Origin of the sequence: Facklamia sp. P12932 (genome assembly GCF_050409545.1) — a bacterium.
Lineage (GTDB): Bacteria > Bacillota > Bacilli > Lactobacillales > Aerococcaceae > Facklamia.
On sequence record NZ_JBNUPG010000003.1, the window covers coordinates 138,480 to 157,047 of the forward strand.

At 37.4% G+C, this 18,568-nt stretch carries 13 protein-coding genes and 1 pseudogene; all 14 read left to right on the top strand.

Features of this window, described 5'->3' with window-relative positions:
* The first annotated feature begins 9 nt into the window (after nt 1-9).
* The 14 genes and pseudogenes from pepT to ACQV2P_RS02365 all read left to right on the top strand — a co-directional run bounded on the left by pepT (nt 10) and on the right by ACQV2P_RS02365 (nt 18,563).
* The gene (gene pepT, locus ACQV2P_RS02300) at nt 10-1,236 is read left to right on the top strand and encodes a peptidase T (RefSeq protein ID WP_428873639.1); all 1,227 of its coding nucleotides are present in this window, start codon (nt 10-12) and stop codon (nt 1,234-1,236) included.
* 72 nt (nt 1,237-1,308) lie between these two features.
* Nucleotides 1,309-4,911: a PD-(D/E)XK nuclease family protein gene (locus ACQV2P_RS02305; protein ID WP_428894572.1), complete on the top strand. Its 3,603-nt coding sequence runs from the start codon at nt 1,309-1,311 to the stop codon at nt 4,909-4,911.
* Nucleotides 4,907-8,812 carry a helicase-exonuclease AddAB subunit AddA gene (gene addA, locus ACQV2P_RS02310; RefSeq protein WP_428894586.1) on the top strand — a complete coding sequence of 1,302 codons (3,906 nt, stop codon included), beginning with the start codon at nt 4,907-4,909 and terminating at the stop codon, nt 8,810-8,812. Before ACQV2P_RS02305 ends, addA begins: the two co-directional genes overlap by 5 nt.
* A gap of 284 nt (nt 8,813-9,096) precedes the next feature.
* Entirely contained in the window at nt 9,097-9,759 is a 663-nt protein-coding gene (locus ACQV2P_RS02315; protein ID WP_428893114.1) for a SatD family protein, read from the top strand.
* 73 nt (nt 9,760-9,832) lie between these two features.
* Nucleotides 9,833-10,132 (top strand): annotated as a pseudogene (locus tag ACQV2P_RS02320) (DUF3307 domain-containing protein); the annotation flags it as partial.
* Nucleotides 10,133-10,140: 8 nt separating this feature from the next.
* Nucleotides 10,141-10,473 carry a hypothetical protein gene (locus tag ACQV2P_RS02325; RefSeq protein WP_428894573.1) on the top strand — a complete coding sequence of 111 codons (333 nt, stop codon included), beginning with the start codon at nt 10,141-10,143 and terminating at the stop codon, nt 10,471-10,473.
* Between the two features lie 32 nt (nt 10,474-10,505).
* Entirely contained in the window at nt 10,506-11,087 is a 582-nt protein-coding gene (locus ACQV2P_RS02330; RefSeq protein WP_428892012.1) for a YdcF family protein, read from the top strand.
* 28 nt (nt 11,088-11,115) lie between these two features.
* Complete coding sequence (locus ACQV2P_RS02335) at nt 11,116-12,093, top strand: acyltransferase (RefSeq protein WP_428894574.1); 978 nt, start codon at nt 11,116-11,118, stop codon at nt 12,091-12,093.
* A gap of 122 nt (nt 12,094-12,215) precedes the next feature.
* Nucleotides 12,216-13,409, top strand: coding sequence for a DegT/DnrJ/EryC1/StrS family aminotransferase (locus tag ACQV2P_RS02340; protein ID WP_428894575.1), 1,194 nt, complete (start codon nt 12,216-12,218; stop codon nt 13,407-13,409).
* Between the two features lie 2 nt (nt 13,410-13,411).
* Complete coding sequence (locus ACQV2P_RS02345) at nt 13,412-14,644, top strand: ATP-grasp domain-containing protein (protein ID WP_428894576.1); 1,233 nt, start codon at nt 13,412-13,414, stop codon at nt 14,642-14,644.
* A 5-nt stretch (nt 14,645-14,649) separates the two neighbouring features.
* Complete coding sequence (locus tag ACQV2P_RS02350; RefSeq protein WP_428881839.1) at nt 14,650-15,240, top strand: sugar transferase; 591 nt, start codon at nt 14,650-14,652, stop codon at nt 15,238-15,240.
* 20 nt (nt 15,241-15,260) lie between these two features.
* Nucleotides 15,261-16,502, top strand: a complete 1,242-nt coding sequence (locus ACQV2P_RS02355; protein WP_428894577.1) for an ATP-grasp domain-containing protein — start codon at nt 15,261-15,263, stop codon at nt 16,500-16,502.
* Between the two features lie 14 nt (nt 16,503-16,516).
* Nucleotides 16,517-17,524: an ornithine cyclodeaminase family protein gene (locus tag ACQV2P_RS02360; RefSeq protein WP_428894578.1), complete on the top strand. Its 1,008-nt coding sequence runs from the start codon at nt 16,517-16,519 to the stop codon at nt 17,522-17,524.
* 13 nt (nt 17,525-17,537) lie between these two features.
* Entirely contained in the window at nt 17,538-18,563 is a 1,026-nt protein-coding gene (locus ACQV2P_RS02365; RefSeq protein ID WP_428893108.1) for a sugar-transfer associated ATP-grasp domain-containing protein, read from the top strand.
* Nucleotides 18,564-18,568: the final 5 nt, after the last annotated feature.

Below are 18,568 nucleotides of genomic sequence, written 5' to 3' on the forward strand. Positions count from 1 at the left end.
AGAATGATTATGGACTTATTTGAAAAAACTAAAGAACGTTTAATTCGTTACGCTAAGATTAATACTCGCTCGGATGAGAATTCAACCACCATTCCATCGACTGACATTCAATTTGACCTCTTAAATCTTTTGGTCGATGAATTAAAAGCAATCGGTATGGAAGAAGTGGTGTTAAATCCTGAAAATGCCTTTGTCACAGCTACTTTACCGGCTAATACTGATAAAGAAGTAGCCAGCATTGGCTTTATTGCTCACGTAGATACAGCCGACTTTAATTCTGAAAATGTGCAGCCACAAGTCTTTGAAAACTACGACGGTAAAGATCTGCACTTGAGTGAAGATTGGGTAATGAGAGTTAGTGAATTTCCTAACCTACCACCTTATAAAGGTCAAACCCTCATTACCACTGATGGAACTACTCTGTTAGGGGCTGATGATAAGTCCGGTATTGCTGAGATTGTGACCGCCATGGAATACTTAATCCAACATCCAGAAATCAAACACGGTAAAATCCGTGTAGCCTTTGGTCCGGATGAAGAAATTGGACGTGGAGCAGATCACTTTGATGCAGAAGGTTTTGCGACAGACTTTGCTTATACCATGGATGGCGGACCGGTTGGCGAGTTAGAATATGAATCCTTTAACGCGGCTCAAGCAGTATTGAAAATTCGTGGTAAAAATATACACCCAGGAACTGCTAAAGGCAAAATGATTAATGCCACAACCATTATGAATCTCTTCATGTCTGATCTTCCACAAGCAGAAGTACCAGAGCAAACTTCTGGCCGCGAAGGTTTCTATCATGTCTTAAGTGTAGAAGGGACGGTCGATGAAGCAGAATTAGTGCTAATTATTCGTGACTTCAACCGTGATCTTTTTGAAAAGCGTAAAGCCAAGGTGGAAGAAATCGTTGCTAACATCAACAAAGAATATGCTGAACCACCTATCACATTGGAAATGAAAGACCAATATTACAACATGGCTGAAATCATTGAAAAGGATATGACACCGGTTGACCTAGCCCAAGCAGCCATGGAAGCTTTAGATATTCCTGTTAACATTGTGCCTATCCGTGGTGGAACCGACGGTTCGAAGATTTCCTTCATGGGGATTCCAACCCCAAATATCTTTGCCGGTGGCGAAAACATGCATGGACGCTTTGAATTCGTAGCAGTTGAATCCATGGTTAAGGCGACAGAAGTAATTATCAAAATTGCGGAATTAAATGCCCAATAAGCAAAAGTTAAATAATAATTACAGGCTGGAGCAGGGATCCAGCCTGTTCTTCTACCTAAAGGAGGAGATAGCGTGACGATTCAATTTGTTACCGGCGACTTGAGTCAAAATAAAAAAAGCCTTCTTATTCAAGCCATCATGGACCAATTGAAAGAAACACCTGACTTAAAAGTCTATTATATCGTGCCAGAACACTTGAAATTTGAAATGGAAAAGTTTGTCTTAGAAGAAATCCGTGACCATCAAGTGGACCAAGCCAGCTCTATTTTTAATTTGCAGGTGGCTTCTTTTTCACGCTTAAACTGGTTCTTGATGAAAGATCAAAAGCCCAGTCATGAGATTAGTGACTTAGGTCTGTCGATGATTGTACGGCAAGTCTTAAGCCAATACCGGGAAAACTTAGTGGTTTACCAAAAGCAGGCTCACTATCAAGGTTTTATCGAAGACTTAGTCGTTCTTTTTAAAGAATTTATCGAAGGCAATATTCAAGTGGAAGATTTGCAAGTTGAGCCAGCGCAAGATTTTACTTGGATGGATTTGGAAATAGAAAAGCAAAAAGAATTACAAATGCTTTATCAAGCCTTTCTAAAGGCACTGAGTGATTTTCGGATTGATAATTTTGCCAAGCAGGAAGACTTGATGGACTATATCAACCATCAAAATTTAAATAAGTATCTCTTTGTAATGGACCACTACTATTACTTTAATAGCCAGGAAATGCAATTACTTTTAAGTTTGGCTAAGCATGCTTGTAAAGTTAAGATTGTCTTACCCATCAAGAGCGCTGAATTAAGGGCTAATCAAGCCTTGATGACTACCGCCTTACCTTATGCAACCTACTACCGCATTCGCAGTTTAGCTCAGCAGATGGGACTAGCGATTGAACCCGATTGGGAAATTAAAGACCAGGCTTTTAACTACCAAGATTCGATTTTGAGCTTAGCGCAAGCCTTTAAAGCCCAACAAGACTTACTGCCATCAGCTACCCACCAAAGAGCTGATAGGGACTTTAACAGCCACCGCTTTTTACAATTTGATTCCATCCAGAGTGAATTACGGTATGTCTCCAACCGCATTCATTATCTGGTTACAAAAAAAGGCTACCGTTATAAAGACATTCAAGTCTACACCCGAGATTTAGAAGCCTATCAATCCATGATTGCTCCGATTCTAGCGGCCAATCAAATTCCTTATTTCTTTGACCATGCTAAGGCTATGACCGACCATCCACTTTTTACCCTTATCCAGCATCTCATTCGCCTGGACCGCTATAACTGGCGACTGATTGATATTTTAGAAGTTTTAAAATCTCCTTTGGTAAGGCTGGGGCAGTTTCATTCGGCTTTTGCTGAATTAGCTGACCAAGACTTAGAGCGCTTGGTCTATTCCTTTGAGAATTATTTAATAGCCTATCAGTATGAGGGTTATCGCTTTGCTAATCTATCCTATGACTGGCTCTTTATGACGGAAGATGTTTTTTTTCATTCAGCTGAAGGACAGGTCTATGATTTTACACTGGCTGAGGCTTTTAGCTGGATTAGGACCTATCTGGTTGAACACTTTGGATTTAATAAAAAAGCCCTAAAAAGCAGCAAAGGCCAGAATGGATTAGCCGCTAGCTTCTATCAAAAATTAGAAGCAATCGGCATCAGGCAAGCTCTTATGGATTTAAGGGACCGAGCACTTCAAAAGGGTCAGATTGAACAATCGCGCCAAGATGAACAAGTTTGGCAGGTATTGGTCAATAGTCTCGATGAATACCACCAAATCTATGGACAAGCAGATTTAGACCTAGCCACCTTCTTTGAAATCCTAGAAGCTGGTCTTTCAGCAGCGACCTATCATATCATTCCACCTACTTTGGACCAAGTGATGATTTCAAATATTTTGTCCCCTCAAGTTCAACCTTGTAAAATTGCCTTTGTGATTGGTATGGATCAAAAAGCCTTGCCAGCTAAACAGGCTAGGGATAGTTTGTTGACCCCCAGTCATCGCCAAGCTATCAATCAAGAACTTTTAGCCCATCAATATTTATCCGATCAGGAACATCAAGGGTATCAAATGGAATACTTATTAGCTTATCAAGTCTTACTGTTAGCGACGGATCAATTGATTATTTCCTATGCCATTCATCAAGGCGACCAAGTCCGTAACTTTTCACCATGGTTGCAACAAGCGGCAGACATCGCCAATCTTAAACTGATTCACCAAGCTGACTATAGTAGGGATCTAACTTTAGAAACGCCTTTAAGACTAGCCGATTTTGGACGGTATGCCAGTAACAAGGCCCCTATTTTATATCAAATCCATCAAGACTTTATGCAGGGTAAAAGCCCTCAGCCCGCTTTCTTAGAATTATTAAAGTTGATGGTAGATTATGAAAGGCAAAACAAAGCAAGCCTTAAAGCAAGTGGCATCGTCGACTTAATTATTCAAACCTTTTATTTTAATGACCTACCGGATAAGATTGATAGCGATTTAGCCTTAGCACTCTTCGGTCGCAACTTATCACTATCGGTGTCTCGGATTGAACAATTTTTTGCTGACCCTTATTCCCACTTTTTACGCTATGGATTACGATTGAAGGAAAGAGAACGTTTTGAACTGGATGCTGCGCTTTCAGGTGACTACTTCCACCAGGCCTTAGACCAGTTCAATCAATTGGTACAAGCCCAAGGGAAATCTTTAGCTGACTTGTCAGAAGAAGAAGTTAAGGACTTATTAGGTGGAGTGATTGACGCTTTAAACCAAGATCCTAATTACCAAGTGCTCAGCAAACATCCGCGGATGCAGGCGATTCATCATCTATTAAATCAACGCCTGTTTTATTTTGTCCAATTAATGCAAGAACAAAACAATTTGACTCATTACCAACCCTTAGCCTCAGAATTAGTCTTTGGCACAGGGGGCAATAGTCAAGTGGCTGGCTTTGAATACCCATTGGCTGCGGGAGGATTGCTAAGCATAAGAGGGAAGATCGACCGTTTAGATCGTATTCAAAAAGGTCAGCAGAAACTGTTACAAGTGGTCGATTATAAGTCAGGTAAAAAAGATTTTGACTTAGTGGATGCTTATTATGGCTTAGACTTACAATTATTAACTTATTTAGCAGTAGCTTTGAAAAATTTTCCTGATTACCAGCCTCTGGGTGCTTTTTACCAGCATCTTTTACCAAGTTTTTATAAAGCGGACAAACATTATGCCCAAGGAGAAGTTGATCAACAGACTAAGACGCTTTTAAGTCAACGAACATTGAGAGGGTTTGTAACCATTGAGGCGGATGACTTACAAATAGTTGAATCCTTTGATCACCAAGCTAGTAAAAGTCGCATTTATCCGGTGACTTATACCAAGACGGGCTATCATGCTAGAAGTCCTTTCTTTACTAAAGAAAAAGTCGATTTACTCTTAGATTATACGCATTATCAATTCCAACAAGCAGCTGAGGCTATTCAAAGTGGTGATATTGCCTTAGCTCCTTTTTACGAAAATCCTTATACCCTCTCCTTAAATGCTCAATACCGAGTGATTACAGGCTTCGATGGAACACAATCCTTCCACCGTTACCGCCATAAACAAGTCAATAAAAAAGAAGTTTTGGCTCATATGAAGGAAAAATTACTTAACAAAGCAGCAAGCGAAGGAGGCGATCATCATAGAAACCCTACCGATTAAACCGGATAATAGTAAATTTAACAACGAACAATGGCAGGCTATTCATCAAAGGGGAAATAATATCTTAGTCGCTGCGTCAGCGGGTTCAGGTAAGACCACGGTCTTAATCGAACGGATTATGAATCATCTACTGACACGTTATGCCGAATTGAAAGAAGTCTTAGTCGTGACCTTTACTGAGTCTGCGGCCAATGAGATGAAAGAACGAATGGAGAAACGGTTAAAATCAGCGGTGAACCAATCGCTAGACGGGGAAGAAAAGCGATACTTGCTTAGTCAAATTAATCAGCTGCCTAGTGCCCACATCCAAACACTTCATTCATTTTGTTTATTTGTGATTCAAAACTTCTTCTATCTGGAAGCTATTAATCCAGCCTTCAACCTCTTAAGTGATGAAAGTCAAAAGCAAGTCATGGTGGAAGAAGTCTGGGACAAGCTTATTGATCAAATTAGTCAAGCCGATTCTCAACTGGCAGTCACACAAGCCGATTATCAAGACCTATTAATTCGTTTAACCAGTGGTCGTGATGATCAAGCCTTGCGTTCAATTGTTTTAGATATTTATGAGTTTGCCCGCGCCAATCCGGAACCCTTAATCTGGTTGGACCAAATGGTGGCTGAGACCGATGGTTTGGAAAGCTTTTGGAAGAGTGAACTCTATCAAGAAAGTCTAAAAATCCAACTTCAAGCACAGTTAAAGCTTGCTGATCGTTCTTATCAAGATGGCTTGAGTCTCTTAGCTTCTTGTTCAAGGCCGACGCTAGATAAGTTTGAACCAGTATTATCTGCAGAAGGCCAGCGCGTGGTCGAATTAACAGAAGCTTTCTTACAAAACGATATGGCCCACTTTAGTCAACTTTTAGATAACCTAAGCTTTAGCCGCTGGCCGAGTTCAAGAGGAAAAGCCCATGAAGAAGACTTAGAAACACTGCAAATAATTAAGCAATACCGTCAGGCTAGTAAGGATACTTTAGTTAAGATTCAGTCTTACTTTCCTTATCCTTACCAAACTATGCAGGAAGTCGAAGCGGCGATTCAACCCTACTTAAGAAAATTAAGCGATCTAAGTAAATTATTTTACCAAGCCATGCAAGACTATAAATTTCAAGAAGGGTGGATTGATTATTCAGATCTTGAGCACTTAACTTTGCAGATTTTAGCGCCTTATAATGCTCAATTAGGTAAACGTAAGCCATCGGTGGCAGCTGAATATTTTCAAGCCCTCTTTGAAGAAGTCTTAGTGGATGAGTATCAAGACATTAACGAAATCCAAGCAGCCATCTTATCCTACTTATCACGTGAAAGGGTGGAAGCGACCAAAGGCAATCTCTTTATGGTAGGAGATGTCAAACAGTCTATCTATGGCTTTCGGATGGCAGAACCATCCCTATTCCTCCAAAAATACCGTACTTACCAAACCAGTGACCAAGGTCACTTGATTATCTTGGATAAGAATTACCGCTCAAGGGACCAAGTCCTAAACTTTACCAATTATCTGTTTGAACGCTTGATGGATGAATCCTTTGGAGAAATGACCTATGGTAAAAATGAGCGTTTGATGACCGGCAACCAGGACTTCACAGTTGCAAAGGAAATAGACCACTATGCCATTGAATTGCTCTTACATAGCAAGGAACGCTCAGACGAAGAAGATCAAATGCAAGCAGATCGTCCTGATTTATTAATAGACAAGGGAATTGATTACCAAGCCCATCTAATTGCTCAAGATATACAAGCCAAGTTGCGCGCAGGCTATCAAATCTATGATAAAGAATTGGGTAAGGATCGTTTGATGACCTTTAAGGATATTGTGGTGCTAAGTTCTACCAAATCCAGCTTTGCCAATTTGCAGGCAGCCTTCAGCCATTACCAGCTACCTTTTACTTCACAAGCCATTGAGACTTATTTCCAGCGACAAGAGATTCAGTTAATTTTAGCCCTCTTAAAATTAATCGATAATCCCATGCAGGATATTCCTCTGGTCGCTATTCTCAAGTCTTTCTTTGTAGGCTTGAGTGACAATGACTTAGCCTTGATTCGGGTTAATCATCCACAAGCTTCCTTCTATCAAGCGGTAGAAGGCTTATTGAGTCAAGCATTTGAAAAGGATCAGCCATTATTAGCCATACAAAAGAAAGTGCAAAACTTTTTTACCCAACTTGCAAAATGGCGTGACTTTGCTGGCCACCAGGCTATTGATGAAGTCATCTGGCAAATCTATCTAGACACTTCCTTCTTAGACTATGTGGTGGGCTTAGATATGGGGCGCCAACGTCAGCTTAATCTTCATGCCTTTTATCAAAAAGCTCAAACCATTAATCAAGGTTTAGGAGGCAGTTTAGCAAGTTTTATCCACTATATTGAGACTCTTTTAGAACAAGACAAAGACTTGGCAGAACCCCTACAATTAGACAAGGATCAAAATATGGTGCGGGCTATGACCATTCATGCTTCTAAGGGGAGTGAGTTCCCGGTTGTCTATTTAATTAACAGTAATCACCGCTTTAATTTAATGGATAGCCAAAAAGCTATTGTGGCGACCAAGCATTATGGAGTGGGTATGAACCACTACCAAACGGATGACTTTGTCTATTATCAATCCATCAGTAAAACCTCGCGACAAATGCTTCTAGATCAAGCAGCAAAAGCCGAAGAATTAAGGGTACTCTATGTAGCTTTGACGCGAACCGAGCAGAAATTAATGATAGTGGGTTCGATTGAGAGTAGGGAAAAATGGCAAGAAAAGGGCGACCATTATCAAATGATGACTGACCCTGACAGCTTGCAAGTGGCCCTAGAACTCAGATCACAAGCTAATAGTTTCTTGGATTGGATTCATCAGGCGACTTCCCTCGCTCAAAGAAACCATCAATCACTCGCCACAATTACTGCTCAAGACTTTATCACACGTATCTATACTGAAGACCAAATTCAAGCCAATGTACCTAGCGTGACGGCTAGCCATCCAATAGCCAGCCCGCCGGCCTGGTTGAAGGCGCTACAAAAGGGCGAAGCTTTCGATCAACCCAAGCACAAGCATGAGAGGATCAACCAGCTTGAAGAATTGCTAACTGCTCAATACCCTTATCAATTAGCCAGTCAGACAGCTGCCTATCAATCTGTTTCGGAATTAAAACGTTTGTTCGAAGAACCACCGCATCCAGCTCTTTCTTTTTATACAGACCGGCGGAAGGAATCTATGCATGAGCTAGATGCATCCATTGATATAGATCAAGGGATTCAAGGGATTCGCTATACGCAAGATACCTTTGAAGCCCCAAGCTTTATGCAGTCCAAAACGCTAGATGCAGCTCGGATAGGAACTTTGAACCACTATCTGATGGAGCAGGTGGACTTTGGTCCCTTTAAATTAGCTGACCCAGCCGATTATAACCAGATCTTACAAGACCAGATCCAATCGATGATCGAGCGAGGTTTGATGGAAGCAGAAGATCGGCCACATCTGTACCTGGAAACAATTCTTAACTTCCTCCGAAGTCCGATCGGCCAACAAATGATAGAAAACAGCGATCAACTTAAACGGGAACAAGCTTTTTCTTACCTGGTACCGGCTAAGGACTTGTTCGCCAATCTGACTGAGAGCAAGCAAAGTATGCAGATGGAGCAAGATTCGATTCTGGTTCACGGCGTAATTGATAGCTATTATGTGATACCTAATCAAGGTTTTGTCTTGATTGACTTCAAGACGGACCGCTACCGTCCGCATCTGAGTCAATCCAAACAAGAACAATTGGAAGGGTTAAAAGACAAGTATCGCTACCAGTTGAATCTTTACAAGGACGCCTTAGCTAGCCACCTTAAACTACCTAATATCGGTACTTATATCGTGGCCTTAGGCTTCGACCAGGTGGTTGCGATGGATGAACAGATGAATCAGTAATCGTTTTATTAAGCATTCGCAAAAGAAGCATGGGTCTTTTGACCTAAACCAAAAGCGGATGCTTTTTTTCAGATGAATGCTCGCAAGGAATCGCTTGCTTTTAAAGGTTGTTTAGGGTAAACTTTCCCTAAACAAGGCAAATTTAATAAATTTCCTTGAATGAGGAAAGAAATATCAATTACTTTCCTCAAGGAAAGGGGAACCTAACCAGTTATGATCGTAAGTTTCTTCTAACAATGGAAAAAAATGAAGTAAGTAGGCAGTAGGCAGGAAGGAGGAGTTCGATGGCTACGGATGTGGTTATTATCGGGGATTTTATTAAGTCTAAGCAAATCAAAGAACGCAAGGTATTCCAAAAGCAAGTGCAAGACATATTCAAGCGCCTTAATCAGAAGTATCAAAAGCAGTTGCTTTCTCAATTGACCTTAACAGTTGGCGATGAGTTTCAAGTGATTATGAAGTTGGATTCAAACTGGCTGAACTTTTTAGATGACTTATACGTCACATTGCCCCATCCTTTTCGGCTGGGAATCGGTATCGGTGAGATCACGACGGCCATCGATCCTGAACGAAGTATCGGAGCCGATGGTCCAGCCTTTTGGCGAGCGCGGGAGGCGATTGAAGCTGTCCACCGTAATCATTATGGTAACAAGTGTCATCTGGCGCTCAGGACCCAAGACGACTCGATTAATCAGATGGTCAATAGCCTGTTTCTCTTGAGTGAAACCTTGAAAAGCCAATGGACCGACTTGCAACGGGAGACTTTCAAGTTGATGCTTGAAGAAGGGATCTACCAAGCGGAATTTGATCAGGCCCATTTTGCCCAAACGATTCAAATCAGTCAGAGCAGTCTGAGCAAGCGCTTATCACTGGGTAATATTAAGATCTACTTGAGGGGTCGAGAAACGATTGCAGAATTTTTGGAGGGGAATCATGAGTCCCTTTAATCAATGGACAATCATGATTTTAATCCTGCACTTTTTAGGTGATTTTCAATTATAAAGTCCTCAATTAGCTGTAGACAAGCAGCCTAACAGGCAAGCCTTGGCAACTCATTTAGCGATTCATGGCCTCTTTTTCTTCTATCCCTTAATCCGGAGCTTATACTATCAAGTCTTTTGGCCGGCCTTTTATGCTTATCTGATGTTTTGGATTAGTTACAGTCTGATCGACTGTATAAAGAGTGGCTTTGACAAGCTTCAGCCTTCTTATCGCTTATATACTTTCTTAATTGATCAAATCCTACATATTGTCCTCATCATTCTGTTAGGCCAAGTGTTTTTTACTAACTCCTCAGGGTCTGTTTTCTCAGCGTTTTGAACCGTCAAATGCTGACGGGGTTATTAGCGATCCTTTTGGTCGGCAAGCTGGCTAATGTTTTATTTAAACTAGCCTTCAGTCCTTATCCTCAAAGTCAGGCCGTTCAGCAAGAAGGTCTACAAGGGGTGGGCGCTTTAATCGGTCATTTGGAGCGGATTCGTTCCTTGATCTTTTTAGGCATGGGCCAGGTGAATGCGATTGGTTTAATTTATACGGCCAAATCCATTGCGCGTTTCAAACGTTTAGAAGAAGACAAGGGGGTTGCGGAGTATTATTTGATGGGAAGCTTATACAGTATTCTGTATGCCCTGTGTGTCTATTTCTTAGTCTTAGCTAGTTAGCAGCTATTAAATGAAAAAAGGAGGCCCCAAACATGAAAGTAAAGATTCTATTTATCCTTCTTGTAGCGCTAGTGACCTATCTAGTCTGGTTGGCTAATCATTTAGACATTGGTCAAGAAGTGGTTGAAGCTGAGGTGGTGATTGTACCAGGTGGGGAAATAGTTCGTCCCTTGAAGGCAGCTGAATTAATCCAAGAAGGCTATGTCACATCACACTCAATGATTGTTTCTCCCTTAAATGAGTTTATCGGCACCAAACCCTTAATTGACTTTATAACTGACACCGGTTTATCGGAAGACCAAGTGATTGGAGAATTAGAAGCAACTTCTACTTGGACCAATGCGACCAATTCTATCGCCATCATGGAAGAAAGGGGATGGCAAACGGCCTTAGTAGTTACGACCGACTATCATAGCCGGCGCACTCGATTGGCTTTTGAGCGTGCGAGTCGGGGAAAGGATATGCACTTTTATTATGTCAGTGCTTATTTAAAGAATGCTCAGGGTGAGGAAGTCCTTTATCAAGACAGTCGCCAGGCCTTAAGGATAATGGCTTCTGAAGTCTATAAATACATCGGCTATTATCTAGAACTCTATTATTGGATTGACCAATAAATAATTGAATTAGAAAAGGTAGACAAAAATGACAAAACGTTTTATTCCATTTGATTTATTACGAGGGCTTGCAACGATAGCGGTCCTCTTGATTCATCTTACAGCCCCTTTATTAGGAGAAAATAAATTATGGATCCTAGCCCTTAATCAAGCGACACGCTTTGCGGTAGCTGTCTTTTTAATGCTTTCAGGTTGGGGTTTGGATCGGACCGATGCTTTGGATTCACAACTTGATTACCCCGCCTTCTTAAAAGACCGCCTCATAAAAATTATCCCGGCCTATTTGTGCTGGTCTTTAATCTATGCTTGGGCTAATTTCTGGTTGGTAGGTGAAGAATTGAGTCTTTTGACCTTCTTGCAGTTTCTCTTGCTAGGGAAGACTTCCTATCACTTGTATTTTGTTCCATTAATTGTGGGACTTTATATCTTTTACCCACTTTTATCTAAAATTGCCGATAACAAGTACTTAGCCATAGCCTTCGTGGGTCTTTTCATCTTCCAAGATGTCAGTGATCACCTACTAGGCTATATTCCTTATGATAAGGTCCAAGACTATTATAGCTATGCTTTTTGCTTCTTCTTTGGCATTTGGTTAAGCCGGGACTTTCAAGCTAAGCTTAAAAGCTTTCAAGTTTATCGTTATGGTATCTTGATTTATACGGTAATAATGCTAGGCTTGTTGATTGAAGAATCTTATCTAAGTGGGGGAGCAGTGATTGCCAATACAAGACCTTTGGTTACTTTCTATTCGATCGGTTTGGTCTTGACTTTTATGTTATATAGGTTGCCTTTTGAGAAGCTTTTCCTATGGTTTAGCCGGTATTCTTTCTTAATTTATCTTTCTCATGTTCTTTTCTTGAAATTACTTGAAGGGACGGTTGAAAAAATTGGCTTATCGATGCCCCCTCTTATCTATGTTAGTGTGGTTGGAAGTGGGTTATTAATATGCCTTTATCTCTTAATAAAAGTTGTCGACCGTGAGCCTTTTAAACGCTGGCTTAGCTAGGTTATGTAATAAATGTAATATTTGAAAGAAAAACGAAGAATGCCTTCAAAATGAGATTTCTTGTGTTATACTTTTAACGGTGAATATAAAGCATCATATACTTATAGAAAGAGAGCGATATTATGAAAATCCCATTTTCTCCTCCGGATATTACAGAACTTGAAATTAAAGAAGTTGTTGATACATTACGATCTGGATGGATAACAACTGGTCCTAAAACAAAATTATTAGAATCTCAATTAGCAGAATACTGTAATACTGATCGAGCGGTTGTTATGAATTCGGCAACAGCGTGCATGGAAATGACTTTAAGGTTGTTAGGTGTGGGACCAGGCGATGAAGTTATAACTTCAGCATATACTTATACAGCATCAGCAAGTGTAATTGATCATGTTGGTGCTAAAATAGTGCTAGTAGATACTGCTCCAGACTCATTTGAAATGGATTATGATCAATTAGAAGCTGCTATTACCGAGAAAACGAAAGTTATCATTCCGGTAGATTTAGGTGGAGTAATGTGTGATTATGATCGGATTTATGAAATTGTTGAAAATCAAAAACATAAATTTAGTCCTTCTAAAGGAACTAAGCAAGAGGTTTTTGATCGTGTGGTTATACTAGCAGATTCAGCACATGCACTTGGATCAACCTATAAAGGAAAGAATGCTGGAGAAGTTGCTGACTTTACTTCCTTTTCTTTCCACGCTGTTAAGAATTTCACAACTGGTGAAGGCGGAGCGCTTACTTGGAGAAAGGATATCCCAATAAATCAAAACGAAATTTATAAAGAATTTATGTTATTAATTCTTCACGGACAAAATAAAGATGCTTTGGCTAAAACTAAATTAGGTTCATGGGAATACGATATAGTAGCGCCTTATTTTAAATGTAATATGACAGATATTAGTGCTTCTCTTGGGCTAGCTCAATTAAAAAGATATCCTGAACTTCTAAACCGTCGTAAGAAAATCGTTGAAATATATGATAAGGGTTTAGCCAATTTACCAGTTAAAATTCTGTCACACGAAAATAGAGAAAGTGAATCATGTCGCCATTTGTATTTAGTTAGAGTAAATGGATATAAAGAATCAGAGCGAAATAATTTAATTGTAAAAATGGCAGAAGCAGGAATTGCTACTAACGTTCATTATAAGCCGCTAGCTATGATGACTGCCTATAAAAATTTAGGATTTAAAATTGATGATTATCCTAATGCATTTAGACAATATCAGAATCAAATAACCTTGCCACTTCATACTTTATTAAAGAATCGTGAAGTCAAATATATCATTGATACATTTAAGGAATATTTATAATTATGACATTTAGTATAATAAAAAAGAAAAAAGTTATGATTTTAGGTGCTAGTATTTTACAGTTACCTGCTATTTTAAAAGCAATGAAAATGGGTTTAGATGTTGTTGTCGTTGATATGAACCCAAATGCAGTAGGTTTTAAAATTAAGGGTATAACAAAGGAATTTATAAGTACAATCGATAAAGAGCTTGTTTATGAAGCAGCTATTAGAAACAATATCGATGGAATTATGACACTAGCGAGTGATATGCCCATGAGAACAGTATCTTATGTAGCTAAGAAACTGAATTTGAACGGAATTAGCGAAGATACTGCATTAAAAACTACAAGTAAAAAACATATGAGAACTACCTTGAAGGATCATCATGTGGCTATACCATTTTTTGCTATTGCTAATTCAGCCAAAGAATCCATCAAAATTGTACATCAAAATACTAATTTAATTGAAAATTTTATATTTAAACCGGTAGATAGTTCGGGTAGTAGGGGTGTATTCTTATTAGAAGACACCTCAGATGAAAATTGTCGAAAAGCATTTGAATATAGTTCATCTTTTTCAAGGACTGGAGAAGTAATTATTGAAGAATTTATGGTGGGTAAAGAAGTTAGTGTAGAAACTTTTTCTATTGATGGAGACTGTCATATTATTCAAATTACTGATAAAATAACAACTGGAGCACCCAACTTTGTTGAAATGGGTCATTCTCAGCCTTCAGAATTGCCGATAAATACAAAAGAAAAGATCATTACTTTAGCAAAAGAAGCCAATAAAGCTTTAGGGATTAAATTTGGTCCCTCACATACAGAAATTATGGTGACAAATCAAGGGCCTAAAATAGTTGAGATTGGAGCTCGATTGGGTGGGGATAATATTGGTACTCATTTAGTTCCTTTATCTACAGGTGTAGATATGGTTGAAGCCACTATTAGACTTGCAATTGGGGAGCAAGTAGATATTAATGTAAGCTTTAAAAAAGCTTCTGCCATTAAGTATATAGAGGTACCGAGTGGTATTGTTAAAAATATAAGTGGTTTAGAACTTGCAAAAAACATAAAAGGTGTTATACAGATTAATATTCTAAGGGGTATTGGTGAAGAAGTAAAAAAAGTTTCTAACAGCGTTGACAGAATTGGTTTTGTAATAGCTCAAGCTCAGACTAGTCAAGAAGCAAATGATATTTGTGATAAAGCTTTGAACTATCTAAAAATAGATGTTGATAAACAAAGGAAATGATATAAATGTATAAAAAATATTTTAAAAATATTTTAGACTTTTTGTTGGCATTTTTGTTATTACCCCTTGTCTTTATTTTAATTATTATTATTGGGACAATTATTTACTTGGATGATCCGGGTCCGATCTTTTACAACGCTTTTAGAAGGGGAAAGAACGGCAAAGTGTTTTCTATGTACAAATTTCGATCAATGTATGTTGACTCTCCTGATATTAGAAATCCAGATGGGTCTACTTTTAATAGTTCTAATGATAATCGATTGACTAAATTTGGAAAACTGCTAAGAAAAAGTTCTATTGATGAAATTCCACAAATCCTCAATGTTTTGAAGGGGGATATGAGTTTTATAGGGCCTAGACCATCTATAGTCTCAAAAGATTATAGAGAAATGGATGAAATTAGAAAAAAAAGATTAAAAGTTAGACCAGGAATTACAGGGTATAGTCAAGCTTTTTATAGAAACTCGATATCTCAAGAAGAGAAATATTTATTAGATGGTAAATATGTTGAGGAATTAAGCCTTATGCTTGACTTAAAAATTTTTATACAAACAATAAAGAGCGTTTTTAAAAAATCGAATATTTTTGTGGATTAGAAAAAGATAGGATGTTTTAAATGGCAAAAAACAAATTAATGATTCTTGGTGCATCGCCTTTCTTCAAAGATGCATATGAGTATGCAAACTTTAACAATATTTATACAGTAGCAATTGATCAAAAGAATAAAGACTATGCAATATGCAAAAATATAGCAAATAAATCCTTTGAAATTAGTACACAAGACTATAAAGCTTTAAGTGAAATTATATTGAATGAGAGTATTAACGGTATATATGTTGGAGCGAGTGAAACTAATATGCCAATAGCTATACAACTAAGTGAAGAATTTAATATTCCTTTTTATTGCAGTGAAAGACTTTGGAATATTGCTACAAATAAACGAGTATTTAAAGAAATGTGTATGAAATATGAAATAAATGTTACTCCTTTTTTTAATATTAATATAGAAAACTATCTCAGCGAAGCTAATACAATACCTTATCCAGTTGTGACTAAACCAGTAGATAATAATGGATCGACTGGAATAACTATTTGTAATAACTCATTAGAATTTATTTCGGGTTTTATGAAGGCTTATAATAATTCTATTTCAAATGATGTGCTTGTTGAAAAATATATAAATATGGATAGTACTATTATCCACTATACCATGATTAATGGTAAGGCATATTTTAGTGGAATGTCTGATAAAATTTCAAGAAAAATCAGTTCTGAGGGAGCCCCAGTTATGGCACTCCAATATTTCCCATCCAACAATCAAAAATTATTCTTTAATGAATATGAAAAGAAAGTTTCATATATGTTGGAATCTGAAGGCTTTAAAAATGGACCGATATGGATAGAAGCTTTTTCAGATGGAAAAGATTTAATTTTTAATGAGATGGGTTATCGGTTTGGAGGTTCAATGACCTACCATCCAGTAGAATATTTTACTGGTTTAAATCAAATAAGTTTACTAATAAATCATACACTTAATAATTCAGAAAAATCTTTTCAATATGATTTGAAAAATACGAATAAGATTTATTGTATAGCTCCTATTCATATATATCCCGGTACAATTATGAAGGTAAGTGGACTAGATGATTTAAATCAAATAGATGGCTTTCACGCACTTGCCCAATGTCATGTCGAGGGAGACTTGATTGAATCTTCAGGAAATGTCCACCAAGTTTTTTGTTATTTACATTTGTTAGCTGATAGTAAAGGTGAAATTAATGCAATTATTGATGATATTCTCAATCATATTAGTGTAAAAAATACAGAAAATGACGATATGTTATTTAGAATTATCTAAATAGGAGATAATATATGAAAAAGAAAGATACAATTTTAATAACAAATAATCAAGTTACTAAGGTATTAAATGATATAGAGATTTTAATTTCGTTAGTTGAAAAATCTTTTTTGAGATATACTGAAGGAAAAACCATTCTTCCAGAAAAAAATTCACAAATTTTCGATGAGATGATCCAAAACAGAATTAATTGTATGCCTGCTACACTTATTGAAGAGAAGGTCGCCGGTGTCAAATGGGTTTCTGTATTTCCTAATAATCCTATGTATGGATTAGACAATGTTAATGGATTAATGATTTTATCCGAGATTGAATCTGGACAACCAATCGCAGTTATGGATTGTGCAGCTTTAACCAGTATAAGAACAGCATCAGTTGGAGCTTGCGCTTTGAAATATTTATCAAAGAAAAACCCTGACTCCATTGGCTTTATAGGGTCAGGCGCTGAAGCAAGAGCACATTTTAAAATTATTAAAGATTTATTTCCAACTATTGCTAGCTGTTTTGTATCCTCAAATTCTTTCGAATCAAATGAAAACTTTATTAAAGATGTTAGAAAGCAATATTCAAATGTAAATTATATTAATTGCGAAGATAATTTCGAAAAAGCAGTTTTTGATTCTGATATTATTGTCACTGCTACAAGCGCTCAAAAACCGTTACTTAAAGAGAGTTGGATAAAATCAGGCGCTACCTATGTTCATGTAGGTGGTTACGAAGATGAATATAATGTTGCGTTATCGGCATCAAAAATTGTGTGCGATAAATGGGAAAATGTGAAGCACAGAGGAAGTCAGACAATAAGCAAAATGTACAAGAGTGGCTTGCTTACTGATGAAAATATATACGCTGATTTATCAGAAATTATAGCTGGTAAAAAAATTGGAAGAGAGAATGAAGATGAGTTTATCTATTTCAATTCTGTTGGTTTAGCATACATAGATGTTATGATAGCCAACTATGTTTACGAGTGCTATAGGGATAAAAAAGATGCATTTAAATTCCAATTTAAAGATAGCTAGGGAGGGAGAGTAGTTGAGTAACGAAGATCATATTAGAATTACAGGATATAATGATGATAAAGGCATCTCATATTTAAGAAGTCGTTTTAAAAAATATAATTTATTGATTGATCGATTTATAGATAGTGAAATGAGCTTTTTAAAGAGACTGCATATTGCAGTTGATTTTATTTTTTCTGTAATTTTCCTAGGCGCTGGGATAAATGATTATTTTCAATATAATTTCTATTATCGAAAATATAATGATCGTAAACGTTTTATTGTTGGAAGGAAATGGCTTTATATGGTGAAGAAGTTTAACGGAAGTCTGACCAATGAATTAATAGATGATAAAAGTCATTTTAATTCATTATACGATAATTTTCTTGGACGTGATTGGTTAGATACTAGTATTGCAAGTGAAGAAGAATTTTTAGATTTTGTAAAAAAACATCCTACTTTTATTTATAAGATCAAAGTAGGAAGTGGTGGCAACGGTATAGGTATATATAAAAGTCAAGAGAGTAAAAGTCTAATTAATGATTTTTTGGATTTCAAAAAAAATAATTTAATAATTGAGGAAATCATCCATCAACATTCCGAAATGAAAAAATTCAATCCTTCATCAGTTAACACAATAAGACTCGTTACGGTGGTTAATAACGAAGAAGTGGAAATAGTACATGCTGTGTTTAGGGCTGGATCTGGTAAAGGCTTTACAGATAATTTTCATCATCTAGGAATAGCAGCTTTAATAGATATCGAGCTTGGTATTGTTTATACTCAAGGTATTAATAAATTGAATGAAAAATTTATTGTACATCCCTATTCACATAAAGAAATTATAGGATTTCATATACCTTATTGGACGAAAGTAAAAGCTACTGTAAAAAATGCAGCCTTAATTAATCCTGAGATTAGATATATAGGTTGGGATGTCTCTATTAAAGAGGATGGAACAATTTGTATCATTGAGGGGAACTGTGCTTCTGATCCTGATATCACTCAAATGCCGGATCAGATTGGAAAGTGGGAAGACTATAAAAAATATATTAATTAAAAGAT